The organism is Pseudoduganella namucuonensis (assembly GCF_900116645.1).
GTDB lineage: Bacteria > Pseudomonadota > Gammaproteobacteria > Burkholderiales > Burkholderiaceae_D > Rugamonas > Rugamonas namucuonensis.
Genome location: NZ_FPBO01000001.1, coordinates 89700 through 103989 on the forward strand (window position 1 = coordinate 89700; position 14290 = coordinate 103989).

Consider the following 14290-nt stretch of genomic DNA (forward strand, 5'->3'; position numbering starts at 1 on the left):
GGCCTGCGGCGCCGGCAGGGGTCGGCCGGGGGGCAGGGATCAGTAGCGGCGGCCTTGCAGCGCCTTGTCGCGCGCGATGCCCCGTTCTTCCTTGATCATTTTGGTCTTGATACGGTTGCGCTTCAAGGGGGAAAGGTACTCGACGAACACTTTGCCCACCAAATGGTCCATTTCGTGCTGGATGCACACGGCCAGCAGGCCGTCCGCCTCCAGCTCGAACTGCTCGCCCTTGACGTCGAACGCGCGCACCTTCACGCGCGACGGGCGCTCCACGCCGTCGTACACGCCGGGCACGGACAGGCAGCCCTCGTCGTAGACCTGGCGGTCCTCGCTGGTCCAGATGATTTCGGGATTGATGAACGCGGTCAGCCCTTCCTTGGTCTCGGTGACGTCGATGACGATCACCTGCTCGTGCACGTCCACCTGGGTCGCGGCCAAGCCGACGCCGGGCGCCTCGTACATGGTTTCGGCCATGTCGTCGACCAGTTTGGCCAGGCGGGCGTCGAAGGCGTTGACGGGCTTCGCGATCTTGTGCAGGCGCGGGTCGGGGTAGCGGAGGATATTCAGTATGGACATTCGGGTGATCTGGTGACTTAAAAATGCAACAGGCGCACCCTGCGGCGCAGCGTGCTTTCTCTTGCTAGTTCAGGGTATTATGGGCAGAATTTGATTTAATTCGGCTTGCCGTAGGGCAAGCATCCTCTGTGGATCGGCCCGCCGTCATCGCCGCCGTTCACGGCGCATCAACGGCGCATCTATCGGACATATTAATGAAAAATTTTAGCACAGTCGGCGCACGCCTGTTGGTCGCCAGCGCCATCTACGGTGTGACGGCCGCCTCCGCTCAGGCCCTGCAGTGCGATTTCCGTCCCAACGCGCCGGACCAGCACGTGGTGGTCAAGGGCGACACCCTGTGGGACATTTCCGGCAAGTTCCTCGAGCGTCCGTGGTGCTGGCCGCAGGTGTGGGGCATGAACCGCGAGGAGATCCGCAATCCGCACTGGATCTATCCGGGCCAGATCGTCTACCTGGACCGCGCCTCGGGCCGGCTGCGCCTGGGCACGCCGGTCGGCGCGCGCGGCGCCGGCGGCGCGGGCGGCGACCCGTCCGGCCTGCGCCTGTCGCCGCAGCTGCGCATGGAGGGCCTGGGCAAGGACGCGGTGCAATCCATCCCCACCGGCGACATCGAACCCTTCCTGTCGCAGCCGCTGATCATCGAGGACGACGAGCTGCAAAACGCGCCGCGCATCATCGCCGCCCAGGAGGGCCACGTCTTCCTCGGCAAGGACGAGAAGGCCTATGTGCGCGGCGACCTCAAGGATGGCACCTCCTTCCAGGTGTTCCGTCCCGGCAAACCGCTGAAGGACCCGGTCACCAAGGCCGTGATCGGCCAGGAGGCGTTTTACCTGGGCACGCTGAAACTGACGGCGGCGGCCAAGCCGGGCTCCGACGTGCACACCTTCCTGGTGGCGACCGCCAAGGAGGAAATGGGCAAGGGCGACCTGCTGATGCAGACCCCGCCGACGCCGATGCGCAACTACGTGCCGCACCCGCCGGAGCGCAAGGTGGACGCGGCGGTGGTGGCGATTTACGGCGGCGTCTCGCACGCCGGGCAGAACCAGGTTGTGAGCATCAACCGCGGCAAACTTGACGGACTCGATATCGGCTCCGTGCTGCAGCTATACCATAAGGGGAAGACGGTGACCGATCCGGGCGCCAGCAAAGGCTGGCACAACCTGGGGAATCCGCAGGTCAAGCTGCCGGACGAGGAAGTGGGCAGCTTGTTTATCTTCCGCGTGTTCAAGCATATTTCCTACGGCCTGATCATGCAGGTGACGGAGCCAGTCGAGGTGGGCGACGTCGCCAAATCGCCGGAGTGACCCCCACCGTGCAAGCCACGGACCACCAACCCCCAACCGCCCAGCCCGCCGCTCAGCCGAACCCGGCCGGCGCGCCGGCGGGACACGCCGCCGCGGCGGCATCGGACGCGGCCACCGCATCGAACGCGACCGCTTTTGCGGACGTGTCCGCCGCGCCGGACGCGCCTGCGCTCGGCGGCGCCGAACTGGCCGCCTGGTTGCGCCTGAGCGAGACGCCCGGCGTCGGGCCCACCGCGGCCGGCGCGCTGCTCGCGGCGCTGAACGATCCCCCATCCATTTTCCGGGCCGAGCCCGACACCCTGTCGCGCTTGCTGGGCGAGGCGCTGCCGCCGGCGCGGGTGGCGGAGGCGGTCCAGGCGCTGCGCCATCCCGGCGCCGCGGTGCTGGACGAGGCGGCGCGGCAAACGGACGCCGCGCTGGCCTGGCACGTCCAGCCGGGCAACGCCGTCCTGACCCTGCACAGTCCCGGCTATCCGCCGCAGCTGCGCGAAATCCCGAATCCGCCGCTGCTACTATATATAAAGGGACGGCGCGAATTGCTGGCGCGGCCGGCGCTGGCCATGGTCGGCAGCCGCAACGCCAGCATGCAGGGCATGGCCAACGCCGAGCATTTCGCTGCGGCGCTGTCGCGCCAGGGGGTGACCATCGTGTCCGGCCTGGCGCTGGGCATCGACGCGGCCGCGCACCGGGGCGGGCTGGCCGGCGGCGGCTCCACGGTGGCCGTGATCGGCACCGGCATCGACCGCAGCTATCCGGCCCGCAACCACGAGCTGGCGCTGCGCATCGCCGACCAGGGCTGCATCGTCAGCGAGTATCCGCTGGGCACGCGTCCGCTGTCGGCCAACTTCCCGCGCCGCAACCGCGTCATCAGCGGGCTGGCGCGCGGCGTGCTGGTGGTCGAGGCGGCGGTCGGCTCCGGCTCGCTGATCACCACCCGCTACGCGCTGGCCCAGGGCCGCGACGTGTTCGCCATCCCCGGCTCCATCCATTCCTCCCTCAGCAAGGGCTGCAACGACCTGATCAAACAGGGCGCCAGGCTGGTGGAGACGGTGGACGACGTGCTGGGCGAAGTGCTGCCCGGCGCCAGGTCCGAGCGGGCCGGCGCGCGGGCCGCCGTCACCCTCCAGCTAAAGGAAGAGCTGGAGGCCTTGCTGCTGGCGCTGGGCCACGATCCGGCCGGCGCCGAGGCGCTGGCGCTGCGCGCGGGACTGGCGCCGGCCGCCGCGCAAGGCCATCTGCTGGCCCTGGAACTGGCCGGACTGGTGGAGAGATTGCCCGGTGGAATCTTTCAAAGGATCAAGACCTGAGGCCCGCGCTATTGCGGTGCGGGGCTTGTGTTTGGCCGATCTTAACTGTTAGAGTAGCGCCATGTTCGACATCCTAGTTTATCTCTACGAGACTTATTACCGACCCGACGCGTGCCCGGAACCGGCCGCTTTGGCGAGGAAACTGTCCGCCGTCGGTTTCGACGACGTCGAGATATCCGAGGCGCTGGTCTGGTTGACCGACCTGACCGCCATGGCTGGCGCCGAACAGGCGCTGACGGCCGCTTCCACCGGTACCCGCTACTATGTGGAAGAGGAAAAGGATGCGCTGGGCACCGCCGCGATCGGCTTCATCCAGTTCCTCGAGAGCGCGCAGGTGCTGTCGCCGCTGCAGCGCGAAATCGTCATCGAGCGCGCGTTGGCGCTGGAGGAAATGCCCGTGTCGCTGGGCAAGCTGAAGGTCATTGTGCTGATGCTGCTGTGGAGCCAGGGCAAGGAACCGGACGCGCTGATGTTCGACGACCTGTTCGGTTCCGATGAAGACCAGATGCCGCGTCTGCTGCACTGAACCGCTTATCAGCTTGCTTATCCGCTGCCCACCCGCCTGCGCGCCACGCAAGCCTGCGCGCCGTATCGGCTAGCCCTACGGCCCGCGACAATTACAGTATAAAAAAGAGAATACACAATATGAGCAAAACCCTCATCATCGCCGAGAAGCCATCTGTCGCGAACGACATCGCGAAGTCGCTGGGCGGCTTTACCAAGCACGATGAGTACTTTGAATCCGACGAATACGTGCTGTCCTCGGCCGTCGGCCACCTGCTGGAGATCGCCGTGCCGGAAGAGCACGACGTCAAGCGCGGCAAGTGGAGCTTCGCGCACCTGCCGATGATCCCGCCGTACTTCGCGCTGAACCCGATCGCCAAGACCGAGTCGCGCCTGAAAGTGCTCAACCGCTTGATCAAACGCAAGGACGTCACCGGCCTGATCAACGCATGCGACGCGGGCCGCGAGGGTGAACTGATCTTCCGCCTGATCGCGCAAAACGCCAAGGCCAAGCAGCCGGTGCGGCGCCTGTGGCTGCAGTCGATGACGCCCAACGCGATCCGCGAGGGCTTCACCCACCTGCGCAGCGACGAGGAAATGCTGCCGCTGGCGGACGCCGCGCGCTGCCGCTCGGAGGCGGACTGGCTGATCGGCATCAACGGCACCCGCGCCATGACCGCCTTCAACTCGAAAGAGGGCGGCTTCTACCTGACCACCGTGGGCCGCGTGCAGACGCCGACCCTGTCGATCGTGGTCGAGCGCGAGGAGAAGATCAAGAAGTTCGTCTCGCGCGACTACTGGGAAGTGCGCGCCGAGTTCATCTGCGCGGCCGGCGTGTACGAGGGCCGCTGGCTGGACACCGGCTTCAAGAAGGACGAGCACGACCCCGAGAAGCGCGCCGAGCGCCTGTGGTCGAAGGCCGCCGCCGACAGCATCGCCATGGCCTGCAAGGGCAAGATCGGCAATGTCACCGAGGAATCGAAGCCGACCACGTCGATGGCCCCCGGCCTGTTCGACCTGACCAGCCTGCAGCGCGAGGCCAACGGCCGCTTCGGCTTCTCGGCCAAGAACACGCTGGGCCTGGCGCAGGCGCTGTACGAGAAGCACAAGGTGCTGACCTACCCGCGTACCGATTCGCGCCACCTGCCGGAAGACTACATCGACACCACCAAGCAGGTGCTCAATGTGCTCACCGAGAACAACAACTACCACACCTTCGCCAAGCAGATCCTGGCCAAGGGCTGGGTCAAGCCGAACAAGCGCATCTTCGACAACACCAAGATCTCGGACCACTTCGCCATCATCCCGACCGGCATCGCGCCCAAGGGCTTGTCCGAGCCGGAACAGAAGCTGTACGACCTGGTGACGCGCCGCTTCATGGCCGTGTTCTTCCCGGCCGCCGAGTTCCAGGTCACCACCCGCTACACCGAGGTGTCCGGCCACCAGTTCAAGACCGAGGGCAAGGTCATGACCAATCCGGGCTGGCTGGCGATCTACGGCAAGGACGTGGCCGCCGACGACGACAAGGAAGGCAGCGGCATGCTGGTGCCGGTCGCCAAGGGCGAGAAGGTCAAGACCGAGAAGGTCACGCCGAACGGCCTGGTGACCAAGCCGCCCGCGCGCTATTCGGAGGCGACCCTGCTGTCCGCCATGGAGGGCGCCGGCAAGCTGGTCGATTCGGACGAGCTGCGCGACGCCATGGCCGGCAAGGGCCTGGGCACGCCTGCGACGCGCGCGGCCATCATCGAGGGCCTGCTGACCGAGAAATACCTGCTGCGCGAAGGCCGCGAGCTGATCCCGACCGCCAAGGCGTCGCAGCTGATGACCTTGCTGCGCGGCCTGGGCGTGAACGAGCTGACCGCGCCGGAACTGACCGGCGAGTGGGAATACAAGCTGTCGCAGATGGAGAAGGGCCGCATCTCGCGCGAGGAATTCATGCGCGAGATCGCCCAGATGACGCAGATCATCGTCAAGCGCGCCAAGGAATACGACAACGAGACCATCCCCGGCGACTACGCCACGCTGCAGACGCCATGCCCGAACTGCGCCGGCGTGGTGAAGGAGAACTACCGCCGCTTCGCCTGCACCAAGTGCGAATTCTCGATGAGCAAGACGCCGGGCAGCCGCCAGTTTGAAATCGCCGAGGTGGAAGAGCTGCTGAAGGAACGCACCATCGGTCCGCTGCAGGGCTTCCGCTCCAAGATGGGCCGTCCGTTCGCCGCCATCCTGCGCATCGTGCGCGACGAGGACATCGGCAACTTCAAGCTGGAGTTCGACTTCGGCCAGAACGACGAGGAGGGCGAGGACGGCGAGGGCGTCGACTTCACCGGCCAGACGCCGGTCGGTCCCTGCCCGAAATGCAATGCCGGCGTGTACGAAATGGGCCTGGCCTATGTGTGCGAGCACAGCGTCGCCAAGCCGAAGACCTGCGACTTCCGCAGCAGCCGCATCATCCTGCAGCAGGAAATCCTGCCCGAGCAGATGGGCAAGCTGCTCAACGAGGGCAAGACCGACCTGCTGCCGGGCTTTGTCTCGCAGCGCACGCGCCGCGCGTTCAAGGCCTTCCTGGTGAGGGGCAAGGACGGCAAGGTCAGCTTCGAGTTCGAACCACGCAAGGCCAAGCCTGGCGCCAAGGGCAAGGAAGCCGTCGAGGGCGAAGGCGCGGAAGCGGCGGCGGTGGAAGGCGACACCGCTGCGGCGCCGGCCAAGAAGCCGGCGGCGAAGAAAGCCGCGGCGAAGCCGGCCGCCAAGGCGGCCGCCAAACCGGCGGCCAAGAAAGCGCCGGCGAAAAAAGCGCCGGCCAAGAAGGCCGCCGCGACGGCCGAGTAAGCAAAACGGGACCGCGAGGTCCCGTTTGTTTTCGTGGCGCCACCTCGCCTAATCGATGGTGGCGAGGCGCCAGAGGTGGTGAGGGGCGTAGGGGATGGCGACCAGGTCGCCGACGCACCAGAGCCGCAACCGGTCCGGTTCCAGCGCGCTGGCGGCCGGCACCTCCCGGCCCTCCAGCCAGGGCAGCGTGGAACCGGCGACGGTCCAGTTGCCGCCCTTGTGCAGCACCGTGATCTCGGTCCATTCCCCCGCCAGTGGCGATTGCGGATCGAACACGTCCGCCGGGCTGCCGCAAGCCCAGCCCATCCAGCGCTCGCCCGCCACCAGATAGGCCACCGCCTCCGAATGGGGATCCTCGAAGCGCAACCCCAGCATCGGGCCGGACGCCATCCGCACCCAGTCCTCCTCGTAGCTGTTGTCCACGCCGGTCTCGTGCAAGGCGTCCGCGTCCTTGAAGCGCATCCAGCCGGCGTCCAGGTCCTCGCCGAGCGCCGGGAAGGCGATCTCGGGGTGCCATTCGCAGCGCTCGCCAGCGACGACGGTGGCGCCGGCGAAACCGGTCTGCGCGCCGAAACGGGCCAGTTGGCTGGCGGGTAGCACGGCCACGTGGGCGCGGTCGCGCGGGGCGGGGCGATCGAAGGGAATCCGCAGGTCGATATGGAAGCGTCCAGCCTGCAGCCACCACACTTGCGTGCTCATGTCGCTGCTGCCGTCGCTGCGCCAAATGCCAGTCCGGCGCCACAAGCCCTGGTAGATCGCCGGCACTGTCATGGTATCAGCGTAGGTCGTCCGTATAGAAATAGACCGTGCCGCGCAAGGCGGACGGCAGCGCGTTGAGCGCCGCCGCCAGTGCCGCCGCGTCCGGTTCCGCCATGCCGTTCTTGGCGACGCGAACTGGCGCTGTGGAAGCACTCGCTGCCGCGCGGTAAGAAACAATATGATCGAAATCGGGGCGGCTGTCGATCTCCTTGATGAGGAAACGCTGCTGTCCGTTGCCAACCTGCACATACGTTGCATGGCTGTCCACCTTGGCCGCCGGGGAAAGCTGACGGAACAGCAACACCTGGTCGACCACCAGGGTGGCGCCGCCGTACTGCGTCTTGCCGCCCTGTTCGAAGTGGCCCAGCACCAGGTCCGCCTTGAACCGGCGCAAGGGATCGCGGGCGCCGGGGGCGAGACGGTCCAGTTCGAACTTCTCGGGCGCCACGGTCCACAGCGCGGTTTTGCCGTCCAGGCGGCTTTTCAGCGCCGCGTCCAGCGCCGGATCGGCGGCATGCAGGCGCAGCACAACCTGATAGTCGTGCGGCGCGTGGAACATGGGCAGGTGGGAGGCGTACAGGCCGTCCTTGCCGCCGAACAGCGCCATGCCGTGTTCTCCATGCGTGGGGCCCGCGGCCGGCGCCGGGCCGGAATGCAGGGATAGCCCGGTGGCGAGCAGCAGCGCCGGGAAGTGTCGGATGAGGGTATGCATGGGGCGATGGTATGCTGGCGTTCGTGTCGCGTAAAGCAACTTAAATTCATCCTTTGTGTCCTATTTGGAATATGAACCTGACCGACCTGCGCATCTTCGTCAGCGCCGCGCGCCGCCCCACCTTGGGCGCGGTGGCGCTGGAAATGCACCTGACCCCCTCGGCCGTCTCCAAGGCCTTGAAACGGCTGGAGGATAGCCTCGGCGCGCCGCTGTTCGACCGCAGCGCCCGGCAACTGGTGCTGAACCAGCGCGGCGCGCTGCTGCTGTCGCGCGCGCGGACGCTGCTGGCGCTGGCGGACCAGACCCGGGCCGACCTGCTGGGCGAGCACGCCGCGCTCGATTGCCGCGTCGGCGGGCCGGCCGTGCTGCTGTGGCGGCATGGCGGCGACATGGCGTCCGCCTTGCGCCGCTATCCAGAGGCGAGCCTCCATTGGCAGGGCATGTTCGAGGGCGAGGCGCTGGCCGCGCTGGCGCGCGGCGAGATCGACGCCGCCATCGTCACCGGGGAGGTCGCCGAGGGTCGGGGCGAACACTGGTCGGAGGAGTGGACGGCGACCCATCTGGGCGACATGGTGCAACACCTAGCCGCCGGTCGGACGCATCCGCTGGTGACCGCGCTGGCCGGCCAGGCGGACGGGCGGGACGGCGCGCTGCCGGACGCGCTGCCGGGGGCGGCTCCGCACGTTCCGTTGAGCGCGACACTGGCGCAAGTGCTGGCGCATGACTTCGCGTGCCCGTCCCATTCGCTGTTTTGCGGCGCCCGGCGCGGGGCGCGTTCGGACGGCTGGCGCGACGAGCATTTGCCGCGCAAGATACGCTATTGGGCGGACGACCTCCAGCTATTGCTGCACTTCGTCAAGTCCGGCCAGGCACTGGCCTATCTGCCGGATTTCGCGCTGGCCGAGGGTGACTTGGCGCGCATAGTCGTGACGGACAGCGCCTACGCCTGCGGCGAGCGGGTGGTGCTGGTGTGGAACCATGTCCGCGCGCCGGCTTGGCTGCGCGGCTTGGCGCAAGCGCTCGCGCACGCTTGACTGGCGGCCGGGGCGGCCTATATTGAAGACATAGCTCTGCTCTGTCGACCGCCATGATCACCCCCATCACCCCCCTGTCCGGATACGCCGTGCGCCGCCTCGCGGCGGTGGACGAGACCGGCAATGAGGACAGCCTGCTGCCCCGGCTGGCCGTGGGCCTGTCCGAGAACGCCAGCGTGGTGGCGACGCTGGGCGGCGCGAAATCCACCACCCAGATCTACACGGCGGCGGGCTTGCTGAGCGCCTTCCAGCAGGCCGGCACCCTGCCGGCGCCGGTGGAATTGCCCGCGCCCGGCAGCGTCACGCGGGAACAGGCGCAGCAGCAATTGGCGCGGCAGATCGCGGCCTCGCTCGCGTCCGACCCGTCCGGCTCCGGCGCCTACACGGGCACGCCAGTGCTGCAGAGCCTGCCAACCGCGCCGCAGGCGCCATCCTGGGGCAACGTCTTGAAGGCGCGTCCGGGTTTGACCAGCACGGCGGTCGCCAACGCCTACAACGCCGGCATAGTCAGTTCGTTCAGCGTTTATGCGTAAGCCTGCGTGATTCCCCGCGGAACCTTGTTAACGGCACCGGCGCCGCCGCGGGGGCGACGCCGCGCGACATGCCTAGTCCGCCAGATCGGCCGGAACCTTGCCGCCGTTGGCGGCCAGCTTGATCATCACCTGCTTGTGCAGCCACACGTTCATGGTGGCCGAATCGCCGGTGTCGCCGCTGAAATGCAGCTCCTTGGCCAACTCCTTGCGCGAATCCAGGCTGCTGTCCAGTTCGAGCAGCTTGAGCAGGTCGACGATGGAGGTGCGCCAGTTCAACGGTTGTCCGGCGCTTTGCACCTTCTGGTCCAGGATGGCCGTCACGTCGACCAGCGCGATGGCCGGATTGGGCGCGGGCGCGGCCGGAGCGGGCGCCGCCGGGGTCGCCGCGGGGGCGGCCGCGGGGGCGGCCGGGGCGGCGCCCGCCGCCGGTTTCACGGCCGGGTGCGAGCTGGGGAAGATCTTGTGGAAGATATTGCTGAGTATGCCCATGATGTTGCCTTTCAAGTAGAGGTTGCGGATGGCGGGCCGGCTTAGCGCCGGCTGGCCTCGGCCATTTTGCCCAGCACGATGGCGAGCGCCACGCCGCCCAGTGTCTTCACCAGCGTCGGGTGCTCGGCGTAGAAGTCGCCCATGCGGTCGACGATGCCGGGGTTTTGCCGCTCGGCCGTGGCGGCGATTTCCTGCACTTGCCGCGGATTGAGCTGGTTGGCGAGTTCCGGCGTGACCTGTCCGGGCTTGCCGTCGAACAGCCTGCCCAGCACGCCACCGGCCACCGAACTGAGCAAGGCGGGGCTGAGGCCGCTGATGAGCTGGCTCAGCATGCCGCTGCGCTGGTCGGCGCCGCTGCGTTCGAACAGCTGGCCGACCATTTCCGGGAACGGCGGAGTCTGGTCCGAGCGCAGGGCCTGGGTGACGCCTTGCGCCACCGTCTCGCGCGGCGCGGCCTGCGTGGCCTGGTCGAAGTCGGCGCTGGCGCGTTCGGGCGGCGGGTTCAGCGCGCCGCCCAGGTATTGCTGCAGAATGTTTCCTAAGTCGAATCCCATGCTGTACTCCAGTGAGGTGGCAGGGTAGCCACTATGCCGCGACGCTGGAACGCGGTCTGTGGGTGAACTAACGGAGTCCGGGCTTGCCGCCCATGGGCCCGGGCCTTACGGGCCGATCTCCACCGGGATCAGGTTGTCGTCCGGCTTGCGGTCGATCAGCTTGTTGTCCGGGTCGATGCCGGCCTTGGCGGGCCGGGCGCCGACCACCATCACGTGGGTGCTCTCCTTCCGGCTCAGCAGCTTGCGCTCGCGCAGCAGGCTGTTGCCGTCCTTGTCGTCCACGCCGATGTCGACCAGGTCGCGCATCGGCACCTCCTGCTCGGCGCCCAGCCCGTCGGCGCGCAGCTTGCTGGCGTGCACCGTCACCGTGACCTCGTACTTGCCGTTGGCCAGCTTGCGCGCCGTCGCGCTCAGGGCCCGGTTGTCGTGCAGCACGATGGAATTGAACAGGTCGTCGATCAGGTAGGCCTGGTCCGGCGGCGTCACCTTGCGCAGCCCGTCCACCAGCACCGACACGCTCGGATACGGCGCGCCGTGGAAGGCGTGCAGGCGCAGCAGCTCGCGCAGCACGCCGTTCACCTTGTCCTCGCCGAGGATGTCCTGCAGCTGGTACATGGCCAGGCTGCCCTTGCGGTAGTGGATGTAGTCCTGGTTCTCGTTGTCGGCCAGCGGCAGTTCCTTCTTGTTCTCGACCGCGCGGCCCATCAGGTACTTGTTCAGGTTGTAGCGCAGGAAACGGCGCATCTTGTCCGGCCCGAACTGCTTCTTCATCACCATCAGCGCCGAGTATTCGGACAGGGTCTCGCTCAGCACCGTGGCGCCGCGCGTGTTGCCGCCCACCAGCTGGTGCGCCCACCACTGGTGCGCCACCTCGTGCGCGGTGATGTAGAACGGGTAGTCGATGTCCTTCGGATTGCGGTCCTCCACCTTGGCGATGAAGCCCACGCTCTCCGAATACGGAATGGTGTTGGGGAACGATTGCGCGAACGCGGCGTAGCGCGGGAACTCGACGATGCGCACCACCTTGTGCTGGTAGGGGCTGTAGTTCCTGGTGTAGTACTCCAGCGCGTCCTTGACGCCCTTGTTGATGCGGTCCAGGTTGAACTCGTGGCCGGGGTGGTAGTAGATCTCGATGCCGACGTCCTGCCACCAGTCGTGCCGGACCGCGTAGCGGGCCGACTGGAAGGCGTAGAAGTTCAGGATGGGGCGGTCCATCTTGTAGTGGAAGTAGCGGCGGCCCTTGGCCTGCCATTCCTTTTGCAGCACGCCGGGCGCGATGGCGGTCTGGTCCGGCGCGGTGCTGATGGTGGCGTCGAAGGTCACCCAGTCCGCGTCGCCGCCGAGGTAATTGTCGGCCAGGCCCTTGGGGTCGTCGCGCGGCAGCGCCCGTTCCTGCGCGGGCAGGCCGTGCTTCTTGCGGTCGCGCGGGTCGGTCAGTTCCGCCTGGCGCTGGTAGCCGATGTGCGGCAGCACGCCGTTGTTGAAGAAGGTGCCGTTGCCCACCACCGGCGTGTCCTGGCCCAGGCCGAGGACGCCCTTGGGCGCGTATTCGAGTTCGAATTCCAGCGGCATGCTGGCGCCCGGCGCCAGCGGCGTGGCCAGCTTGTAGCTGTGGAAGCCCAGGTCCCTGTCGTTCAGGCCCGGCGCCGACACCTGGCCGAAGCGCAGCGGGCGCATGTCCGCGCGCACGTCCTGGGTGATGTAGATTTCGCTGATCGGCCGGGCGCTCTTGTTCTCCAGCATGTAGCGGCCCTTGACCAGCAGGCGGCGCCGTTCCGGCTCGATCGCCACGCCCAGCTTCACGTCCGTGATGCGCGGCTGAGGCAGGTCGGCCAACCGCTGGTATTTGCGCTCGTAGGCGGCCCGGTCCGCGTCCTGGCGGTAGGGCGATTTGTAGTCGTTGGCGATGTGCAAGTTGTAGAACAGCACTCCGCCGGCGGACACGAAGACCGCCAGCGCCACGCCCATCGTCGCCAGCACCGGCATGGTGAGCGCGTGGCGCGCCAGTTGCACGCGCTGGCGCCATTCGTCGTTGGCGCCGCGGGCCCAGAACAGCAGCGACATCACCACCAGCATCAGCGCGAAGCCGGACCAGTACAGCAGGAACCAGCGCTCGCGCGCCAGGAAATGGCCGTAGCCGTTCATGTCCGAATAGACGAACTGGGGCGAGGTCGCGTACAGCAGCATCGGATGGCTCAGGCCCAGCGAGCCGAAGGCGAGGGTGGCCACGTAGTACAGGATCATGGCGAAGTAGGCCAGGTATTTCTGGTTGATCAGCACTTGCGTGGCGATGGCCAGCACGGCCACCAGCGCGTACCTGGGCAGCTCGATCAGGAACAGCTGTTCGAAGTACAGGCCCGGCTGCAACAGGAAATAGCCCTTGACGATCTGGATCGCCATGCCGCACAGCATGACCACCACCATCAGCAGCGCCTGCAGGCCGATCAGCCCGAACAGCTTGGCCAGCAGCGGCAGCCAGCTCGGCACCGGCATGGCGTCCAGCATCAGCGCCATGCGGTTTTCGCGCTCGCGCCAGATCAGCTCGCCCGCGTAGAAGGTGGTGATGGCCAGCATGAACAGGGTGAAGGTCTCGGACACCAGTTCCAGCACCTTGTAGGTGACGGGATAGGTCTTGGTGCCGTACATCGAACCCAGGTCCAGCGCGCCGGCGAACATCAGCAGCACGCCGGCCAGCACGATGACGAGGAAGTAAATGTTCTTCACGGTCTCGCGCAGGTTCAGCCAGCTCATCCTGGCCAGCAGCAGGCCCAGGTTGCGCGCCTGGAAGTCGGGCGCCTGCTGCGTGTTGGCGGCGGTGGCGCTGAGGCGGGCCGGCGGCTCGCCGTCGCCGGGCGCGTCGTTCTTGCCGGTGTCGATGGCGCTGACGAAGTGGAAGCGCCAGTAACCCAGCAGCAGCGCCACCAGCGCGAAGGAGGACCAGATCACCCGGTTCAGCAGGTACACGCCCTCCGGCAGCACCAGGCGCGCGTTGCGCTCGGCGATGGGCCAGTACTCGGTCAGGCGGATCACGGCGGTGGTGCCGAAGGGGTCGATCAGGGCGGCGAAAGTCTTGTAGTCCAGGTCGCGCGCCAGGCCGGGCGCGACGATGTAGCCGATCAGCATGACGACGCTGCTGATGTAGACCGGCAGCATGCGCCGCGTCAGCGCCGCCAGCACGAAGAAGATGGCGCCGAAGATGAACAGGTTGGGCAGCAGCGTGCAGAAGTAGGGGATCAGGTAGGCCGACAGGCTGGCCGGCCCCAGCCGCTCGGGGTCGACGCCCGGGATGAAGGTGCCCAGCCAGGCGCCCAGCAGGATGCTGGAGAACACCACCGCCAGGGTGGCGTAGGCGCCCAGGAAGCGGCCGAACATGTACTGGTACTTGCGGATCGGCGCGCTGAAGAAGAAGTGGTGCATATCGTATTCGAAGTCCTGCTGCACCGAGCGGCCCATCATGGCCGCCACCACGATCACGCCGAAACAGCCCAGGAAGCTGGCGGTGAACATGATGGAGCGGGGCGCGTTGATGTACACCCGGCCGCCGAAGCTGACGATGGCCTCCTTGAACACGCCGCCGGCGGCGGCCATCCACAGCATGGCCAGCAGCAGGAACATGCCGAAGTACACCCAGGTGGACAGCAGCTTGAGCCGCTGCCGCGCTTCGAAACTGGCGATGGCGAACATGGCCG

Annotated in this window: 12 protein-coding genes; 6 read left to right on the top strand and 6 right to left on the bottom strand. The window is 67.2% G+C overall.

From position 1 onward, the window contains the following. Window positions 1-39 precede the first annotated feature (39 nt). Complete coding sequence (def, locus tag BM436_RS00335) at window positions 40-576, bottom strand: peptide deformylase (RefSeq protein ID WP_093552274.1); 537 nt, start codon at window positions 574-576, stop codon at window positions 40-42. Window positions 577-770: 194 nt separating this feature from the next. Here def and BM436_RS00340 point away from each other — a divergent pair, with 194 nt between their 5' ends. The 4 genes from BM436_RS00340 to BM436_RS00355 all read left to right on the top strand — a co-directional run bounded on the left by BM436_RS00340 (window position 771) and on the right by BM436_RS00355 (window position 6520). Continuing rightward, complete coding sequence (locus BM436_RS00340) at window positions 771-1880, top strand: LysM peptidoglycan-binding domain-containing protein (RefSeq protein WP_093552276.1); 1110 nt, start codon at window positions 771-773, stop codon at window positions 1878-1880. Between the two features lie 143 nt (window positions 1881-2023). Then, window positions 2024-3187, top strand: a complete 1164-nt coding sequence (gene dprA, locus BM436_RS00345; RefSeq protein WP_093552278.1) for a DNA-processing protein DprA — start codon at window positions 2024-2026, stop codon at window positions 3185-3187. Between the two features lie 61 nt (window positions 3188-3248). Next, window positions 3249-3713 (top strand): Smg family protein, encoded by a 465-nt coding sequence (locus BM436_RS00350; protein ID WP_093552280.1) that lies wholly within the window; start codon window positions 3249-3251, stop codon window positions 3711-3713. 119 nt (window positions 3714-3832) lie between these two features. After that, window positions 3833-6520, top strand: a complete 2688-nt coding sequence (locus BM436_RS00355; RefSeq protein ID WP_093552282.1) for a DNA topoisomerase III — start codon at window positions 3833-3835, stop codon at window positions 6518-6520. 48 nt (window positions 6521-6568) lie between these two features. Here the strand turns inward: BM436_RS00355 and BM436_RS00360 are convergent, their stop codons facing one another. Together BM436_RS00360 and BM436_RS00365 are read right to left on the bottom strand one after the other, a co-directional pair. Further along, entirely contained in the window at window positions 6569-7219 is a 651-nt protein-coding gene (locus tag BM436_RS00360; RefSeq protein WP_229488679.1) for a hypothetical protein, read from the bottom strand. A gap of 76 nt (window positions 7220-7295) precedes the next feature. Then, entirely contained in the window at window positions 7296-7991 is a 696-nt protein-coding gene (locus BM436_RS00365) for a hypothetical protein (RefSeq protein WP_093552286.1), read from the bottom strand. A 71-nt stretch (window positions 7992-8062) separates the two neighbouring features. Between BM436_RS00365 and BM436_RS00370 the strand changes: the two genes are divergently transcribed. Continuing rightward, window positions 8063-9025 carry a LysR family transcriptional regulator gene (locus BM436_RS00370; protein WP_093552289.1) on the top strand — a complete coding sequence of 321 codons (963 nt, stop codon included), beginning with the start codon at window positions 8063-8065 and terminating at the stop codon, window positions 9023-9025. 53 nt (window positions 9026-9078) lie between these two features. Further along, window positions 9079-9558, top strand: coding sequence for a hypothetical protein (locus BM436_RS00375; RefSeq protein ID WP_093552292.1), 480 nt, complete (start codon window positions 9079-9081; stop codon window positions 9556-9558). Window positions 9559-9630: 72 nt separating this feature from the next. Here BM436_RS00375 and BM436_RS00380 read toward each other — a convergent pair whose 3' ends face one another. From BM436_RS00380 to BM436_RS00390, 3 genes are all read right to left on the bottom strand, one after another. Beyond that, window positions 9631-10047 carry a DUF3597 domain-containing protein gene (locus tag BM436_RS00380; protein ID WP_093552294.1) on the bottom strand — a complete coding sequence of 139 codons (417 nt, stop codon included), beginning with the start codon at window positions 10045-10047 and terminating at the stop codon, window positions 9631-9633. 41 nt (window positions 10048-10088) lie between these two features. Continuing rightward, a complete protein-coding gene (locus tag BM436_RS00385; protein ID WP_229488681.1) occupies window positions 10089-10601 on the bottom strand; it encodes a hypothetical protein in 513 nt (170 codons plus the stop codon). A gap of 105 nt (window positions 10602-10706) precedes the next feature. Beyond that, window positions 10707-14285 (bottom strand): ABC transporter permease/M1 family aminopeptidase, encoded by a 3579-nt coding sequence (locus BM436_RS00390; protein ID WP_093552298.1) that lies wholly within the window; start codon window positions 14283-14285, stop codon window positions 10707-10709. Between the last annotated feature and the right edge of the window lie 5 nt (window positions 14286-14290).

What these genes read in the sequence shown, in the direction of transcription:
- def (WP_093552274.1), bottom strand. Translation starts at nt 576, where the DNA reads ATGTCCATACTGAATATCCTCCGCTACCCCGACCCGCGCCTGCACAAG.
- BM436_RS00340 (WP_093552276.1), top strand. Translation starts at nt 771, where the DNA reads ATGAAAAATTTTAGCACAGTCGGCGCACGCCTGTTGGTCGCCAGCGCC.
- BM436_RS00350 (WP_093552280.1), top strand. Translation starts at nt 3,249, where the DNA reads ATGTTCGACATCCTAGTTTATCTCTACGAGACTTATTACCGACCCGAC.
- BM436_RS00355 (WP_093552282.1), top strand. Translation starts at nt 3,833, where the DNA reads ATGAGCAAAACCCTCATCATCGCCGAGAAGCCATCTGTCGCGAACGAC.
- BM436_RS00360 (WP_229488679.1), bottom strand. Translation starts at nt 7,219, where the DNA reads ATGAGCACGCAAGTGTGGTGGCTGCAGGCTGGACGCTTCCATATCGAC.
- BM436_RS00365 (WP_093552286.1), bottom strand. Translation starts at nt 7,991, where the DNA reads ATGCATACCCTCATCCGACACTTCCCGGCGCTGCTGCTCGCCACCGGG.
- BM436_RS00370 (WP_093552289.1), top strand. Translation starts at nt 8,063, where the DNA reads ATGAACCTGACCGACCTGCGCATCTTCGTCAGCGCCGCGCGCCGCCCC.
- BM436_RS00375 (WP_093552292.1), top strand. Translation starts at nt 9,079, where the DNA reads ATGATCACCCCCATCACCCCCCTGTCCGGATACGCCGTGCGCCGCCTC.
- BM436_RS00380 (WP_093552294.1), bottom strand. Translation starts at nt 10,047, where the DNA reads ATGGGCATACTCAGCAATATCTTCCACAAGATCTTCCCCAGCTCGCAC.
- BM436_RS00385 (WP_229488681.1), bottom strand. Translation starts at nt 10,601, where the DNA reads ATGGGATTCGACTTAGGAAACATTCTGCAGCAATACCTGGGCGGCGCG.
- BM436_RS00390 (WP_093552298.1), bottom strand. Translation starts at nt 14,285, where the DNA reads ATGTTCGCCATCGCCAGTTTCGAAGCGCGGCAGCGGCTCAAGCTGCTG.